Origin of the sequence: Stenotrophomonas nematodicola, assembly GCF_009467805.1 — a bacterium.
Lineage (GTDB): Bacteria > Pseudomonadota > Gammaproteobacteria > Xanthomonadales > Xanthomonadaceae > Stenotrophomonas > Stenotrophomonas nematodicola.
Genome location: NZ_WIAY01000001.1, coordinates 173,837 through 188,917 on the forward strand (window position 1 = coordinate 173,837; position 15,081 = coordinate 188,917).

Here is a 15,081-nt window from a genome sequence, read left to right on the forward strand (position 1 = left end):
GGCGTCGCCGCTAGGGTGCGGCGACGATCAGCGACAGCTGCTCGGCCACCAGGGCCACCGCGCCGCCAGGCATCACCTCCACCGCCTTGTGCTGGGTCAGCAGCCACTGCCCGGGCTGGCGCGCCTCCAGCGACACCAGCCGCGACCGTACCCGCACCTCTGCGCCACTCGGCACCGGCGCAAGGAAGCGCACCGTGTTCAAGCCGTAGTTGAGTACGTGGGCAATGCCGGGGAAGCCCGTCAGCGCCGCCACATCGTCTTCAACGGTCAGCGAGAGCAGCAGGAACCCATGCGCGATCGTCTTGCCCCCCGGCAACCCGGTCTGCGCCCGGGCCGGATCAACATGGATCCAGTTGTGGTCGCCGGTGGCGTCGGCAAACGCGTCGATGCGCGACTGCGCAATGCGCGTAACCCGGCCCAGCCGCTCGCGCTCCGCCCAGTCCCGTAGCGCCTGCAGCGCCACGGGCAATGCCTCGATCGGCGCAGTCGAACTCATCGCACGCGCTCCAGCAGGGCGAGGATCGCGTCGCGCGCCTCCGGTTCGGAGAGGGTGGGCGCGTGCCCTACGTCCGGTACTTCGACCAGCCGGGCAGTTGGCGAGGTTGCCGCCATCTGACGTGCCACCTCGGCGGGCAGAATGTCCGACAACGCCCCGCGTACCACCAGCACCGGCACCCGCGCCGTCAGCCTGCGCACCGCGCGCCACAGCACCGGGCGCAGCAGCCACAGCACCCAGGGCCGGGTGGTGCGGATCACCGCCGGGTCGTAGTCCAGTTCCAGCAGACCATCGTCGCGCGGCCGGAAGGTGCGTGTGGCCATCACCTGCCAGTCATCGGCGGTGAAGCGCGGGAACGCGGCTTTGCCGATGGAGGCCACATAGGCGGTGGCCTGGTCCAGATCCATCGGCGGCACGGGCTTGCCGGCATACGTTCCGATCCGTGCGAGGGCCTCGCGCGGCACCTTGGGGCCTGCATCGTTGAGCACCGCCGCAGCGACCAGACCCGGTGCGCGCGACGCGAGGGTGAGGGTGACCAGCACGCCCAGCGAGGTGCCGACGAACACCGCCTTGTCGATGTGCTGCGCGCGCAGCAGCGCCACCATGTCGTCGGCATAGGCACGCGGGTTGTAGCTGGACGGGTCGGGCGCCCGCGCCGACCCGGCACGCCCGCGCAGGTCAACGGCAAGCACGCGCCACCCGGCGGCAGCCAGTGTTCCGGCAAGGGCATCGAAGTCGGCGGCATTGCGGGTCAACCCGGGAATGCAGACCACCGTGCCACGGGGCGGCTGTCCTGCGGCCGGTGCATGGTCGCGCGCGTGCAGGCGCAGGCCATCGTCGCTGTTCCAGTACAGATCATCATGGGACTGCGTCATGCGGGTGCCTTCTAGAAATCGTAACGGACGCTGAGACTGTACTGGCGCGGCGGGCCATAGAAGCCAATCAGCGTGCCGGCCGCCGGAATGTTGTAGCCGGTGGTGCGGTACGCCTTGTCGGCCAGGTTGTCGCCCTGCAGCGAGAAGGTCCATGCGTCGTCGAGCCGCCAGATCACCCCGGCATTGACCAGGCCGTAGCCCTGCTGACGGATCACCGGACTCAGATCCGTGGTCGGCCATACCTCGCTCTGGTAGCTGTAGCCCACCCGTGCGGACAGGTTGCCTCCCCTGGCCAGGTCGGTGCGGTACTCCACATTCAAGGCACCGGAAACCTTTGGCGCGTTGGTGAACTTCATCTGGTCGGCAACGTTGAGGCCGCGGTCCATGTACTCGTCGTAGCGGGTGTGCAGCCAGGCCAGGTTGCCGGTGACGAGCCAATGCCGTGTCGGCAGGTACTGGTACTCCACTTCCAGGCCGTTGATGGTGCCGGCGCCGGCATTGGTGAAGTCGCCGAAGAAGGCATCGTCCACGCCGTCGCCATTGGTATCGATACCCGTGAACACCGACAGCTGGATGTCCTTGTACTTGTTGTGGAAGGCCGACAGGTTGAGGAACAGGCGCTGGTCGAGGAAGGCCATCTTGCTGCCGACCTCGAGACTGTCCACGGTTTCGTCATCGAATGGCTCGGCGGAGCGGGGCACCGCCACGGCATTGGCGCGGATGTTGTACCCGCCCGACTTGAACCCACGGGTGGCCAGGCCGTACACCATGATGTCCGGGGTGATCTGGTAGTCCAGCGACACCTTGGGCGAGACGTTCCTGAAGCTGGTGGTCTTGTCGAAATCGGCTGCCACCGCCACAGGCCGGGTGAACGTCGCATCGGCATAGAAGCGGTTCAGCACGATCGCGCGCTTGTCCTCGTCGGTGTAGCGCGCGCCGAGGTCGAGCTTGAGCGTACTGGTCAGGTCGAATGTCCAATCGGCATAGAGCGCGATGCTGTCCGTGATCACCTTGCCCCGGGTGTCGGCGAACTGCAGATTGAAGAAGTTGTTGCGGATCTGCCCGCCAGCTTCGCCGCTGAACTGGTACAGACCCACCACGCCGCGCACACGGCCGCCCGCATCGTAGTTGAGCTGCAGCTCGTTGCTGACCTGGTTGTCGGTATAGGTACCGCCGACATCGGCCACCTTGACCGGCGTGCTGTCGAAGTCGATGTTGGCCTCGCTGTCGGATTCGCGCTTGGCCACCACGTACTTCACCGCCACATCTTCACTGGGCCGCCAGTTCACCGTGGCCGAGGCGCCCTTGGTTTCCACGCTGTTGAGATTGCGCATGCCCGAGCGGATGTCGTAGCGGTCGTCCATCGGCGGATACGCCGGGGTGAACGGGTTGGGCGCCAGCATCTTTGAGCCCCGCATACCGGATTGGTCGTCGATCCAGTCCAGCGCGAACTGCACATCCACATCATCGCCCGCATACGCCCCCAGGTTCAGGCGCGCCGCATTGATCTGCTTGTCGCTGACCGGCTGGCCGTTGAACCTGTTCTCGCCGAAACCATCGTGGTTCAGGCTGGCCACCGCCACGCGCGCGCGCAGGCCGCTGTCGGCACCGCCCAGCGGGCCGCCGATGGCGGCCTTGGCATCGAGCTGGCTGTAGTTGCCCACGGTGATCTGGGCAAACCCTTCGGTCTGGGTAGGCAGGCCGCGCGAGATGTACTTGATCGCACCGCCGATGGTGTTCTTGCCGTACAACGTACCCTGCGGTCCGCGCAGCACCTCGATGCGCGACACGTCGAAGACGTCCAGCAGGGCCCCCTGCGGGCGGGCGATGTAGACGTCGTCCAGATAGATGCCCACACCCGGATCGGCCCCCCAGGTGGGATCGGACTGGCCAACGCCACGGATGTACGCGGTGACCGTGCTGCTCGCGCCGCGCGCCGCGTAGATGGTCAGATTGGGCACCAGCGCATCCAGATCGCCGATGTCCTGCACGTTCATCCTGTCCAGCGCTTCGGAGGTAAAGGCGGTCACTGCCACCGGCACTTCCTGCAGGGTTTCCTCGCGCTTGCGGGCGGTGACCGTGATGCTGTCCAGATTGGTGGGCGCAACAGACTTGCCTGCCGTCGGTGCGGCCTGTGGCGCCTCCTGGGCCAGTACCGGCCCGGAGGCCAGCAGCGCGCCGATCATAAGACTCAGACAATTCCGTTTCATTTGGTCCTCCCCCAAGGCATGTGCGTCGCAGGTGGCCCTATGCCACCCATGACGCCTAGGCTAAGGGTGCCGCGCTGCGGCCGCGAGTGGACCTAGGTCCAGTCGGCAGCGGCCGTCAGATCCGGATACTGGGCGCCTCCTCATCTGGAAGCGCCGCATGTCGTTACTGATCGTACTTGCAGCGCTGGCCTTCCTCATGCTGGTGGCCTACCGCGGCTACAGCGTGATCCTGTTCGCGCCCATCGCCGCGCTCGGTGCGGTGCTGCTGACCGATCCCTCGCTGGTGGCACCGATGTTCACCGGCTTGTTCATGGACAGGATGGTCGGCTTCCTGAAGCTCTATTTCCCGGTATTCCTGCTGGGCGCAGTGTTCGGCAAGCTGATCGAACTGTCCGGCTTCTCGCGTTACATCGTCGGTGCGGCGATCCGGCTGTTCGGCCCGCAGCGGGCGATGCTGTCGATCGTGCTGGTGTCGGGCCTGCTCACCTACGGCGGTGTGTCGCTGTTCGTGGTGGTGTTTGCGGTGTATCCCTTCGCTGCCGAAATGTTCCGCCAGAGCAACATCCCCAAACGCCTGATTCCGGCCACGTTGGGCGTCGGCGGCTTCAGCTTCACGATGGACGCGCTGCCGGGTACGCCGCAGATCCAGAACATCATCCCGACCGCGTTCTTCGGCACCGATACCTGGGCCGCACCGGTGCTCGGCATTCTCGGCAGCGTGTTCGTGCTTGCGGTGGGCATGGCGTACCTGGAGTGGCGCCGCCGCGCGGCACTGCGCACGGGCGAGGGCTACGGCGACCCGGCCACGCTGGTGAACGAACCGACCCCCTTCGCCGGCACCCAACTGGCCCATGCCGGCATCGCCATCCTGCCGCTGGTGCTGGTATTCGTGTCCAACAAGCTGTTCACCCTGGGCATACCGCAGTGGTATGGCGGCGAACACAGCTTCATCCCCGCGATCCTGGGCAGTGCCGCACCCGTCGTGCAGGACGTACAGAAGATCGGCGCCATCTGGGCGGTGGTGGGCGCGCTGCTGGTGGGCATCCTGTCGGTGCTGGCACTGGCCTGGCGCCCCGTGGTCACCCGGTTCGCCGACGGCACGCGCACCGCGATCAGCGGGGCGGTGCTGGCTGCCATGAACACCGCCTCGGAATACGGCTTCGGTGCGGTGATCGCGGCATTGCCGGGTTTCATGGTGGTGGCCAACGCATTGGGGTCGATCCGGGACCCGCTGCTGCATGAAGCGGTCACGGTCACCGGTCTGGCCGGCGTGACCGGCTCGGCCTCCGGCGGCCTGAGCATCGCGCTCGCGGCGATGTCGGAGACCTTCATCGTCAACGCGCAGGCCGCCGGCATCCCGATGGAGGTGCTGCATCGCGTCGCCTCGATGGCGTCCGGCGGCATGGACAGCCTGCCGCACAACGGCGCCGTCATCACGCTGTTGATGGTGACCGGGCTGACCCATCGCCAAGCCTACAAAGACATCTTTGCGGTGACCCTCATCAAGACCCTCGCGGTGTTCGTGGTGATCGGCATCCATTACGCCACCGGCTGGGTTTGATCGCGGCGTCGCTGCACCCTCTGGAAGGCTGGTCCACGAGGTTTCCCGGTATTCCTTCATCCACGACTCACCTGAGAGGAGCTGGTCATGACATCTGGAATCGGTTCAATCAAGGCAGCCATGCGCGTGCTGTGCGCCTGGCTTGCCACGGCAGGCAGTGCCGTTGCGGCTGGGCCCGCCGGCCATTGGGACATCGGTCTATACGGCAACCTGTTTGGCAGTCGCGAGTACCAGGTATGGGTGCCCGCAGACTATCAGGCCACCCGGCCGCTGCCCCTGCTGCTGGTGCTGCATGGCTGCGTTACCGGCCCCAACCTCATGGGTGAGGCCTCCGGCTTCAACGACGTCGCCGATACCGAAGGTTTCATCGTGGTCTATCCACGCCAGAACGTCACCGCCAACCCGGCGCGCTGCTGGAACTGGCAGCTGCCGATCAACCAGGCGCGCGGCAGCGGCGAGGCGTCGATCCTGGCCGGCATCGTGGACGCGGTGAAGGCCGGCTACAGCGTGGACCCGCGCCGGGTCTACGTCACCGGCATCTCGGCGGGCGGCGCGATGACCTCGATCATGCTGGCCTGCTACTCGGATGTCTTCGCCGCAGGCGCGATCCATTCCGGGGGCATGTACAAGGGCGCTACCACGGTGTCCGGCAGCGCCTACGCGCTGTTGGCGGGAAGCATCTACCCGCCGGACAGCAACGGCCGGCTTGCCTGGCAGTGCGCCGGCTCGCCGTCGCCTCGACCGATTCCGGTACTGGTGTTCCACGGCACCGCCGATGCCACGGTGAACCCGGTGAACGGACAGCAGGCCGTCCGCCAGTTCCTGCAGACCAATGATCTGGCCGACGATGGCGTTGACAACGATTCGGTGAAGTACGTGCCAACCAGCACCTTCACCGGACAGGTGCCGGGTGGGCGCACCTATACGCTGGATACCTACACCTACGGTGGCCGGACGCTGGCGCAGCACTATGTCGTGCAGGGGATGGGGCATGCCTGGAGCGGCAGCCAATCCGGCTTGCCATTCACCGACCCGCAGGGGCCGGACGCCACCCTGATCACCTGGCTGTTCCTGAAGGATCACCTGCGCTGAGCAGCGCGCCAGATCCGTCACGCATAACTGCCCGAGATCCTCTGCCAACGCGGGAAGACCAGCGCGAACAGATGGGCGGTACGCTGCAGGCGACATATCGGGAAGGTGAAAGGTGCTACGACTCCCTCGCCATCCTGGCGGGGGAGATCGCCCACAGGAGGCCCACCATTCGAGCCCCCCGCGCAGCGTGGCGGCCTCAATGGAGGTCTACCGGGAACACGGGAGAGAAACGTCCGCTCAGCCGGGCAACGTGCATTTCATCTTGCCGTCCACGTAGTACGGCTTGGGCACGTTCGGGCTGTCGCTGGTCTTTTCGAAGACCACCTCGAACGACGCCGCATCGGGCGAGCCGTTCCGCTCGGTGCATGCGTCCTGGAGCTTCTTCTTTACCGCCGTGATGCCGGCATCGCGGTTGACGCCGTCGGCACTGTTGGTGAGATTCACGGTTTCAGCCGACGCAGCGGCACTGAACCCAATCAGGCAGCCGGTGATCAACAGGGTGTGGAGCTTGGTCATGGTGCACGTCCTTGCAGAACGGAATGGCATCCCAGCATAAGGCGGGCGGGTGAAGACGTCGTCGTCCAATGCGGAGGAGCGGCAGGCGCAGGCGTGCGCTCCAGTGGCGCTGCCAACGGGCGCAGGGGTTGGTCGATCATCGCGTGTACCCGATGGCAGGCAGGGTGGAAGAAGGGTCATTCCGGGTGGCTGTGGCGGCGTTGATGCACGCGACGCATGTCGGGAGCCAGGTCGCTGCGACCTCCACCGTTGGCGCTGGATGGGTCACCACAAAACGCTTTTGACCGCTCAGGGACCGGTGCGCTTCAGCAGCAGGAGCAGGCCGTGCAACGCCGCGCACACTTTCTGAGCGTTCCGGAACAGAGCGCGTACCCGCCGCTGGCTAGAGTGCAATCGCCGCTGACAGACAGGAGCCCAAGCCGACAGGAGGGATCGCAGCGCGCCAGTACCGGCAGGTCAACACGCTACGGCGTTGCCGGAAGACAGACTACTCACACGAACCGAGGGGAAACACCATGAAATCGATCATCCTGGTCGCGGTACTGCTGTGGGCATCCATCGCGACTGCCCACGCGAAGCAATGCTATGAGGCCCAGGCAACGGTGAAGCAGGCGGCGCCGTCGGACAAGTGTACGCAGACCGAAAAGGGCTATGCGAACACCGGCAAAGGGGTGCTTACGCACGAAGGCTGCACGGCAGCAAAGAGCCAGGCAGCGACCAAACTGCGGGCCCGGCTGCAGGAGTCGTGCCGGGCCTATGTCCAGACCTATGACAAGTGCAGTGTCATCGACGTCACGTCCTGCAGCTGAAGCGCGGACCATTGCCAGGCTTCCCGGGCCTCAGGGCCTGGGAAGCCTGCGCTTGCCCTGGCAGGGCAGGCCCTCCGGCTGCCGGAACGGGGCTGCGGCCAGCGTGGCGACGCGTGCCGTTATTGGCAACCACGCGTCGCCTGGTGGAGCATGATGATGGCGGTGGACACGATTCCCCGATCACCCGGGACACGTTAGAGGACCCGAAAGAGCGTGTAGGCGGCCGTAAGGAGGATGAGCGACGCCAGTACAATGTTCAGCATGCCGCGATGCTGCGCCAGCGAGGTGGATGTGCGCGCGCCGATGATGCCGCCCACGCTGCCGGCAACGACGAAGACGGCGGCGAGCGGCCAGTTCACCAGTCCGGATGATGCATAGTTGATGGCGGTCGCCAGGCCAAAAGCGGAAACAGCAACGAGAGAGCTGCCAACCGCGGCGAGCACGGGCATTCCGGTGGCCGCCAGCAACCCGGGGACAACCAGGAAGCCGCCACCAATGCCGAAGAAGCCGGAGAGTGCTCCAGAAAACGCCCCCAACCCGAGCAGTGCCGGTGCGTTTCCTTTGCTGAGCCGGACGCTTGCATCACCTGCCGCATTGCGTTTGCGCAGCATGAGCATGCCAACCGCGATCATGAGCAGGGCAAAGAGGAGCAGCAGCCGCTGCCCGTCGATGGCCTTGCCCAGCGTTGAGCCGAGGTACGCACCCACGACACCCGCCAACGCGAAGACGGATGCGCACGGCCATCTCACGTTTCCCTTGCGGGCGTGCACGAAGAGATTTGAAAGTGCATTGGCAGCAACCGCGAGCGCGCTCGTGCCAATGGCGACGTGAGGGTCGTCGATACCCACCAGGTAGAGCATCAGCGGGACAGCCAGGATGGAGCCACCTCCCCCGACCAGTCCGAGTATGAAACCAACGAGAATGCCGGAGAGTCCACCCAGCGCGAGCTGCAGCAGGGAGAGGGTTTGCATGTCGGTTGGCCGTCAGGCAGGGGAGGAGGGGGCATCCCGCAGGCGCGAAGCGAGAGAGGAGAGGTCGTAGCCAGCCTCACCGGCAACGGACAGCACCTGTTCGGGCGTCGCTCGGCCGGTACGAACCTGGGATAGGGCCCATAGCGACGTCGAGCGGGTGCCGGTCCTGCAGTAGGCGGCGATGGGCGCAGGCAGTTGCTCCAGCAGCACGGCAAACTGCTGCACCTGTCCATCGGCAATGCTGCCAGGCACGACGGGAAGATAGGCAAAGCGCAGCCCCGCCCTGGAGCAGGCAGCCTGCAGTGCAAGGTGATCGGGCTGGTCCGGCTGCTCGCCGTCGGGTCTATTGCAGATGACACTCGAGATGCCCGCCTCTTTCAGCGCGGGGATATCTGTGGGAGCCAGCTGGTCGGTCACACGCAGGCAAGGTGAAAGCGATCGGAGATTCATGGCGAACCCTCTGTTGTGCGGAAGTGGTAGATAAGCCAGTGGAGGAGCATGCCGACGACCATTGCGGCCGCGAACACGAGCGCAAACGTTTGACCTGTCGCCAACAGTGCAACTGCAGGGCCTGGACACACGCCTGCGAGTCCCCAGCCGATACCGAACACGGCCGCGCCGATGACCAGGTGTCGATCGATCTGGCGCTGACGGGGGATGTGCAGCGCGGCAGCGAGCACAGGCACATTGCGTGCGCGGACCCACCGATAGGCGATCGCTGACGGAATCAGGGCGCCGGCCATGACGAGGGCCAGTGACGGATCCCACTTGCCTGCGACGTCGAGGAAGGCAAGCACGCGCGCGGGATTGGCCATGTCCGAGACGACCAGACCCAACCCGAACAGGGCACCAGACAGAAATGCCGCCAACCGGATCACGCTCCGTCTCCCATGATCATGCACGCAACCGCCACGGTGGCCATGCCCATGAGCATGAACATGCCGGTGGCGACCAGGGAGCGCGGTGACAGTCTGGCCAGGCCGCAAACGCCGTGACCACTCGTACAGCCAGATCCGAGCCGCGTCCCGAAGCCGACCAGCAACCCGGCCAGGATGAGCAGCACCGGTGGGGAGCCTGCAGGAGAGGGCAGCGAAATGGGCTTGACGGCCAGCGCCACGCCCGACGACACCAGCAGCCCCGCCAGGAACAGGGCCGACAACGCGCGGTCGCCCCCTCGCGACAGGCCAAGGGTGTTGGCAAGCAAACCGGAAACACCGGCAATGCGACCGGTCAGCGCCAGAAACCCACCCGCTGCCGTCCCGATCATCAGGCCGCCGATGAGTGGCCAGTACCACGCCAAGGAGGGCAGGGTCATAGCAGGTCCACCGGCAGCTTCAGGTAGCGCACCCCGTTGTCATCAGGCTCGGGCAGATGGCCCGCGCGCATGTTGACCTGCACCGAAGGCAGGATCAGGCGCGGCATGGGGAGCGTCGCATCGCGGCTCTCGCGCATCTCCACGTACGTGGCCTCCGTCACGCCCTCATGCACATGGACATTTGCGGTTCGTTCCGCGCCTATGGTGGTTTCCCATGCGAAGCGATCCCGGCCCGTGGCTTTGTAATCGTGGCAGAGGAACACCCGGGTTTCATCCGGTAGAGCCAGTAGACGTTGGATCGAGCGATAGAGCTGGCGGGCCGAGCCTCCGGGGAAGTCGCAGCGGGCCGTGCCGTAGTCCGGCATGAACAGTGTGTCGCCAGCAAACACCGCATCCCCGATGACGTAGGCCATGCATGCAGGGGTGTGACCCGGCACGTGCAACGCCGTGGCCTGCAGGTTTCCAACGGTGAACTCCGCGCCATCGGTAAACAGATGGTCGAACTGGCTTCCGTCGCGCTTGAACTTCGTACCTGCGTTGAACACCTTGCCGAAGGTGTCTTGGACGATGGTGATGTGCTCGCCAATGGCAAGCTTTCCGCCGACCTGCTGCTGCAGCCAGGGTGCGGCGGAAAGATGATCGGCGTGCGCATGCGTCTCCAGCAGCCATTGCACCTGGAGGCCTTCGTCACGAATGTACTGGACCAGCGCTGCGGCCGAGCCGGTCGAGGTGCGTCCAGAGGCCATATCGAAATCAAGAACCGAGTCGATGATGGCGCACGCTGAAGAACGGGGATCACGAACCACATGACTGGCCGTAAACGTGGCGGGATCGAAGAACGTCTTGATGCAGGGCGAAGGCGTATCGCCTTCTCGCGCCCTGCGTACGATGTCCTGAGCCCTCTCCAATGCAGAATCGATGATGACAGGCGTATTCACGGCATGCTCCCGGCGGTCGGATTGTGGATATTACTTCATAGTTACCTAAACTATGCAACTATTGGCGTGTACCCGTGTTACCGTTCAGCTGCCGTGCGGATTAACGGGTACGCTCTAGCTCTCCTGTCCGGTGCCTCCGCTCTTGAACGACCGTCTTACCGCAACCAACCTGGCCGACATGAAGGAACGGGTGCCTGACGTGGCAGAGTTGCTGCGCTTCATGGCCACGCCGTCGCGTCTGCTCTTGCTCTGCCAACTGTCTCAAGGGGAATCGACCGTGGGTGCCCTCGAGGAGGCGACCGGCATCCGACAGCCGGCCCTTTCCCAGCAGCTTGCCGAGCTGCGCCAGCGGCGTCTGGTTACGACCCGGCGAGAGTCACGTTCAGTTTTCTATCGCATCGATGACAGCCGCGTTGAGGCGATGCTGGTTGCCCTGCATGGAATCTTCTGCGTGGATCAGCCCGACGAGCGGCCATGAGCACGTCTGCCCCGCCGTACGCTGACAGCCACCACGCTGACGATCGCCCCAACTGACGCCAGCAGCACATCCTTGTGTGCATCCCATACGTCGCCCTGGATGCCGAGATACGCCATCCCAAGATCCTGATCGACCACCAGTGCCGCGCCCCATTCGATGAGTTCATAGGCAGCGGACGTGGCGATGATGAACTGAACGGCAATCAGGTTCAGCGTCAACTCACCGGCAACCATGTGCCTCGCATAGAGCTCCTTTGCCGCAGGCACGACCAATGCGCCGTAGGCAAAGTGGACGAGCCTGTCGAAATGGTTGCGATTCCAGTGAAACACATCGGAAATTGTCCCGCCAACCAGCTTCTGCGCCCAAGCGTCATAGGGAACTTCCGCATAGGTAAAATGTGCGCCCACGGCATGAAGGCACAGAAAGATGAGAAGCAGCGCGTTGGTGCCAGGCCTGAACGGGCGCCGCCACTGCTGGACGACGAGGTAGGGAACAGCAGCGAACGCCAGTAGATTCTCCAGCAACCAATCGCGTCGATGGTACGGTTCCACGGCGGCCAGCAGCCAGCAGCCCGCATAGATCGCAAGGCACAACACTGCAAAGCGACCCGGCTCCAACAGCGTGGCACGGAACCTGCGTTCTGGCCTTGCCGGGCTAAGCGTCGCCAGTGCGGGATCGTCAGTGGGCATACAGCACCGGGATTGCCGCCCCCAGCAGCAGCGCACTCGTCATTCCGCCGACTGCCCACTCGCGGAGGCGGGAATGACCGTAACCGCCGACCACGACCAGCGATGCCTTGACCGCGTTGGCATGGTCGACAAGGACCTCGCTGGAGCGACGGTGCTGACCAGCCAGTTTGATGGCGGATGCGGCGATGCCCCAGCGGTGGAGGTGTTCGATGAGAGAGGGCATCACAGTGTCAGCCACATCCATCTCGTCCCGGTACCTGCATATTTCCACCAGTTGCACAGACTGCACCTGCTGCAGCAACGGAATGGCAGCATGCAGGGCGCGGCACGCATTCGGGGTGTCTTTCCAGCCCACGACTGCGCACGCATTCCCACTTGGCCGCCAGTGTGGCGGAACCACCACAACAGGCCTTCCCGCGTCAAAAAGCAACGCGTTGAACAGGTCCAGACCTATCGGATCGGGCGTCGAGAAGCCTGACCAGCCGCCCAGAATGACCATGTCCGCAGAGAAGGCCAGTCGCGCGGCAAGCTCCGCGGGCGATTCCGTTACGGCTTCATGAACTTCCACAGAGATTCCGGGATGTTCTGTGATTCTGGCTCTGATCCTTGCCGCTCTCCCGGAGGCTTCCTTACGCTGCGCGTCCTGCGCCGCCAGGAACGATGGCCTGGGCGTCGGATCAGGCGTTCCTATCGCAGGTGGCGGCAGGTAGACGGTTTCAATGATGCGCACTCGCGCATCCTGCGATCTGCCGATCTCGATGGCGAAGCGTATGGCCGCGTCATCCGTTGACGAATCCGCCAGCGGCACAAGAATGTCTTTCAGCATGGTCCCGCCCTCCCTGTCGCGTCATCGTGAGAAGAACAGTGGCGTGAGGGTGTATTCGAAAAGCGCCTTGGTCGCCCCACCCAGCAGCCATTCGTGCGCGCGCGAATGTCCGTAGGCGCCGCAGACCAGCAGATCCGCCTGGCTATCGAGCGCGTGGCCCTGCAGCACGTCAGCCACGCTCCTCCCATTCGACGACAAGGAAGCGCATGTGGCCTCTCGGCCCTGTCGCACCAAGCTGTTGACGAACGCCTGAGCGTGCTCATGGACTCGATCACTTCCGTCCACGGTGGCAACCACAAGCGAACACTCGAAATCCAGTCTCAGGAAATCATGTGCCGCGCGAGCAGACTCTGGCGTTGCACTCCAGCCGATGACCGCTCGCTTGAAGATTCCGTCAAACCGGGTTCTCCCGGGCAATGCAATGATGGGGCGTCCGGATCGACTCACCAGTGAAGAGAACTGGGCATGTTGCAGCCTGCGCTCGGCGCGGTCATGCCCGGAGCAGGCCATGATCACCTGGTCGAAACGCTGCGCAAACATCGAAATCGCGTCCACAGGACGTTCCGCGCGTCCTTCCTCAATCTGGATGTCATAAGGAACACTCCATTGCGCGACCCGGCGAGCGAGCGTGGCAACTCGAGGGGGGACCTTGACGTATGCGGTGTCAGGCAATGGAGATTCTACCGGCTGCACCAGCGTGACGTGCCCGCCGCGGGCGCCGACAAGTGCTGCTGCCAGCTGCATGGCAGAGGTGTCAGCAGGCGTATTCGTCAAAGGGACAAGAACATCCATTTTGGCAGCTGGACACAGAGGCCGACGTTGGACCAGATTTTCCGCTGGTCCTGCGCGGACATATTGACATGGGTCAACTTATTGACGGCCATCCGTTACGCGCGGCGGCCACAGCGAACGTTCCGACAATCAGGCTGGTTCCAATCAACAATGGTGCGGAGAAGCGCCACCCGCCCCTTGCTGCGGCGATAACGCACTTCAGCAATGAGTTGGCCGCAAGTGCAATGGTGACCGCCTGTATCGCGGCACTGTTGCTGATCCGCTCCGCCCCCACCATCTGTGCGGCGGAGGCGGTGGCAGCATGCACGTCGGCAATGCCGGAGATACCCAGAACCCACGGCAGACTCTCATCTCCCAGCCATTCCCGCAGCAGACCTGCTGCCAGAAGGAGAAGAACGATCAGTCCAACAAAGACCATGATCGCCAACGGTTTGAATGGCCGTCCGATTGCCAGCCCGGATACTGCTGACGTACGCAGCAGGGCCCGCCATCCCAACGCCCATGCGGCTCCCAAGGCCACGATTGCCGAGCAGGCCAGGGGGACCATGCTGTAGGTGAGCATGGCAGGTGCGAGGGTGCCCATCACCAGGCCCAACTGCAGGATCATAGCCACGTTGGAAAGCAAGGCCGCGCCTGCGAAGGCAGGCGCCAGTTCGGGGGCCGACCGCGCTCCGTCCGCCATCGCGGCGACAGTGGCGGTGCTGGAGACAAACCCACCGGCGAAACCGGTCAAGGCCAACGCCGATCTCGGTCCCAGATGGCGCAGCGCCAGATGCGCCCCGGTGCTGACAGCCATCAACGCAACGATAAGTGTCCCGAGCCGACTCGGGTTGATTACTTCCCAGGGGTCGATGGGGCGGTCCGGAAGCAGAGGAAGAATCAGAAAGCCAGCAACCAGTACGGTTGCGACGTCCCGAAGATCTCGATTGGAGATCGTCGCACTCACCTTGCGGATCAGCCCAGGTCCCCCAACCAGTAACATCAGGATGGCGCTGCCGGCGAGGATTGCCGTTCCAGGTGACGCCATCGCAATGGCGCCCACCATATACAGGGCAGGCAGCACCGTCAGCGTGCCGGCGGTTGCCTGGAATCGTTGCGGCCGAGGGCGGATGACCAGGCCCAGCAGCACCGCGCCAGCTACCAGCCCCGCGTCTCCCAGCAGCGCTCCCAGCCCGCCTGAGATCGCGACCAGCGCAAGCAGAACACTGACACCGGATCGCGTGTTGGCCGCCGCCGACCTCCTGCCCGCTCGCTGCCATGCCAGTCCCGCAAGGATGCCCACGACCGAGGCGGCAATCAGTCCCGTGGCGGTGCTTGCCGGATCCTGGACGATGCTCAGCATGGTCGGGTGCCCATTGAAATCGGTCAGTGGCGATTCTGTCAGGGCATTTGCGCAGAACCCACGCTGGGGTGACTTGATCCAGATCAATGATCCAGAAGGGATTTCATTGACTTCGATCAAGTTCATTCGTCACGCAGGGCGCAAGCTGACGGCTCCTTCACCCCGGGGAGA

Annotated in this window: 17 protein-coding genes; 4 read left to right on the forward strand and 13 right to left on the reverse strand. The window is 64.5% G+C overall.

Annotation, left to right across the window (positions count from 1 at the left end):
- Window positions 1–10: 10 nt before the first annotated feature.
- Genes GDJ08_RS00750 through GDJ08_RS00760 form a run of 3 tightly spaced genes read right to left on the reverse strand, consistent with a single transcriptional unit; the run spans window position 11 to window position 3,581 of the window.
- Window positions 11–496, reverse strand: coding sequence for a MaoC family dehydratase (locus tag GDJ08_RS00750; RefSeq protein WP_017354328.1), 486 nt, complete (start codon window positions 494–496; stop codon window positions 11–13).
- Window positions 493–1,371, reverse strand: coding sequence for an alpha/beta fold hydrolase (locus GDJ08_RS00755; RefSeq protein WP_153164077.1), 879 nt, complete (start codon window positions 1,369–1,371; stop codon window positions 493–495). The genes GDJ08_RS00750 and GDJ08_RS00755 overlap by 4 nt, the downstream gene beginning before the upstream one ends.
- 11 nt (window positions 1,372–1,382) lie before the next feature.
- Window positions 1,383–3,581 (reverse strand): TonB-dependent receptor, encoded by a 2,199-nt coding sequence (locus GDJ08_RS00760; RefSeq protein ID WP_229296410.1) that lies wholly within the window; start codon window positions 3,579–3,581, stop codon window positions 1,383–1,385.
- A gap of 157 nt (window positions 3,582–3,738) precedes the next feature.
- On the opposite strand from GDJ08_RS00760, the gene GDJ08_RS00765 reads away from it, so the two are divergent.
- Together GDJ08_RS00765 and GDJ08_RS00770 are read left to right on the forward strand one after the other, a co-directional pair.
- Window positions 3,739–5,142 (forward strand): GntP family permease, encoded by a 1,404-nt coding sequence (locus GDJ08_RS00765; protein WP_153164078.1) that lies wholly within the window; start codon window positions 3,739–3,741, stop codon window positions 5,140–5,142.
- Between the two features lie 87 nt (window positions 5,143–5,229).
- A complete protein-coding gene (locus GDJ08_RS00770) occupies window positions 5,230–6,234 on the forward strand; it encodes an extracellular catalytic domain type 1 short-chain-length polyhydroxyalkanoate depolymerase (protein ID WP_026070479.1) in 1,005 nt (334 codons plus the stop codon).
- Window positions 6,235–6,471: 237 nt separating this feature from the next.
- Here GDJ08_RS00770 and GDJ08_RS00775 read toward each other — a convergent pair whose 3' ends face one another.
- Window positions 6,472–6,750, reverse strand: a complete 279-nt coding sequence (locus tag GDJ08_RS00775) for a hypothetical protein (RefSeq protein WP_136004781.1) — start codon at window positions 6,748–6,750, stop codon at window positions 6,472–6,474.
- A 515-nt stretch (window positions 6,751–7,265) separates the two neighbouring features.
- On the opposite strand from GDJ08_RS00775, the gene GDJ08_RS00780 reads away from it, so the two are divergent.
- Window positions 7,266–7,559 (forward strand): hypothetical protein, encoded by a 294-nt coding sequence (locus GDJ08_RS00780; protein ID WP_017354334.1) that lies wholly within the window; start codon window positions 7,266–7,268, stop codon window positions 7,557–7,559.
- A 194-nt stretch (window positions 7,560–7,753) separates the two neighbouring features.
- On the opposite strand, the gene GDJ08_RS00785 is transcribed toward GDJ08_RS00780, so the two are convergent.
- Genes GDJ08_RS00785 through GDJ08_RS00805 form a run of 5 tightly spaced genes read right to left on the reverse strand, consistent with a single transcriptional unit; the run spans window position 7,754 to window position 10,753 of the window.
- A complete protein-coding gene (locus tag GDJ08_RS00785; protein WP_153164589.1) occupies window positions 7,754–8,515 on the reverse strand; it encodes a sulfite exporter TauE/SafE family protein in 762 nt (253 codons plus the stop codon).
- A 27-nt stretch (window positions 8,516–8,542) separates the two neighbouring features.
- Window positions 8,543–8,980, reverse strand: coding sequence for a protein tyrosine phosphatase family protein (locus GDJ08_RS00790; protein WP_153164079.1), 438 nt, complete (start codon window positions 8,978–8,980; stop codon window positions 8,543–8,545).
- Window positions 8,977–9,408 (reverse strand): YeeE/YedE family protein, encoded by a 432-nt coding sequence (locus GDJ08_RS00795; RefSeq protein ID WP_153164080.1) that lies wholly within the window; start codon window positions 9,406–9,408, stop codon window positions 8,977–8,979. The genes GDJ08_RS00790 and GDJ08_RS00795 overlap by 4 nt, the downstream gene beginning before the upstream one ends.
- On the reverse strand, window positions 9,405–9,845 hold the full coding sequence (locus GDJ08_RS00800) for a YeeE/YedE family protein (protein WP_153164081.1): 441 nt from the start codon (window positions 9,843–9,845) through the stop codon (window positions 9,405–9,407). Before GDJ08_RS00800 ends, GDJ08_RS00795 begins: the two co-directional genes overlap by 4 nt.
- Complete coding sequence (locus GDJ08_RS00805; protein ID WP_153164590.1) at window positions 9,842–10,753, reverse strand: MBL fold metallo-hydrolase; 912 nt, start codon at window positions 10,751–10,753, stop codon at window positions 9,842–9,844. Before GDJ08_RS00805 ends, GDJ08_RS00800 begins: the two co-directional genes overlap by 4 nt.
- A gap of 208 nt (window positions 10,754–10,961) precedes the next feature.
- On the opposite strand from GDJ08_RS00805, the gene GDJ08_RS00810 reads away from it, so the two are divergent.
- The gene (locus GDJ08_RS00810) at window positions 10,962–11,261 is read left to right on the forward strand and encodes an ArsR/SmtB family transcription factor (protein ID WP_026070483.1); all 300 of its coding nucleotides are present in this window, start codon (window positions 10,962–10,964) and stop codon (window positions 11,259–11,261) included.
- Here the strand turns inward: GDJ08_RS00810 and GDJ08_RS00815 are convergent.
- From GDJ08_RS00815 to GDJ08_RS00830, 4 genes are all read right to left on the reverse strand, one after another.
- Complete coding sequence (locus GDJ08_RS00815) at window positions 11,240–11,950, reverse strand: DUF2238 domain-containing protein (protein WP_153164082.1); 711 nt, start codon at window positions 11,948–11,950, stop codon at window positions 11,240–11,242. The genes GDJ08_RS00810 and GDJ08_RS00815 overlap by 22 nt on opposite strands.
- Window positions 11,940–12,776, reverse strand: coding sequence for a universal stress protein (locus GDJ08_RS00820; RefSeq protein ID WP_153164083.1), 837 nt, complete (start codon window positions 12,774–12,776; stop codon window positions 11,940–11,942). The genes GDJ08_RS00815 and GDJ08_RS00820 overlap by 11 nt, the downstream gene beginning before the upstream one ends.
- A 21-nt stretch (window positions 12,777–12,797) precedes the next feature.
- Window positions 12,798–13,568, reverse strand: coding sequence for a universal stress protein (locus tag GDJ08_RS00825; protein WP_153164084.1), 771 nt, complete (start codon window positions 13,566–13,568; stop codon window positions 12,798–12,800).
- 73 nt (window positions 13,569–13,641) lie between these two features.
- Entirely contained in the window at window positions 13,642–15,030 is a 1,389-nt protein-coding gene (locus GDJ08_RS00830; protein ID WP_165699746.1) for an MgtC/SapB family protein, read from the reverse strand.
- Window positions 15,031–15,081: the final 51 nt, after the last annotated feature.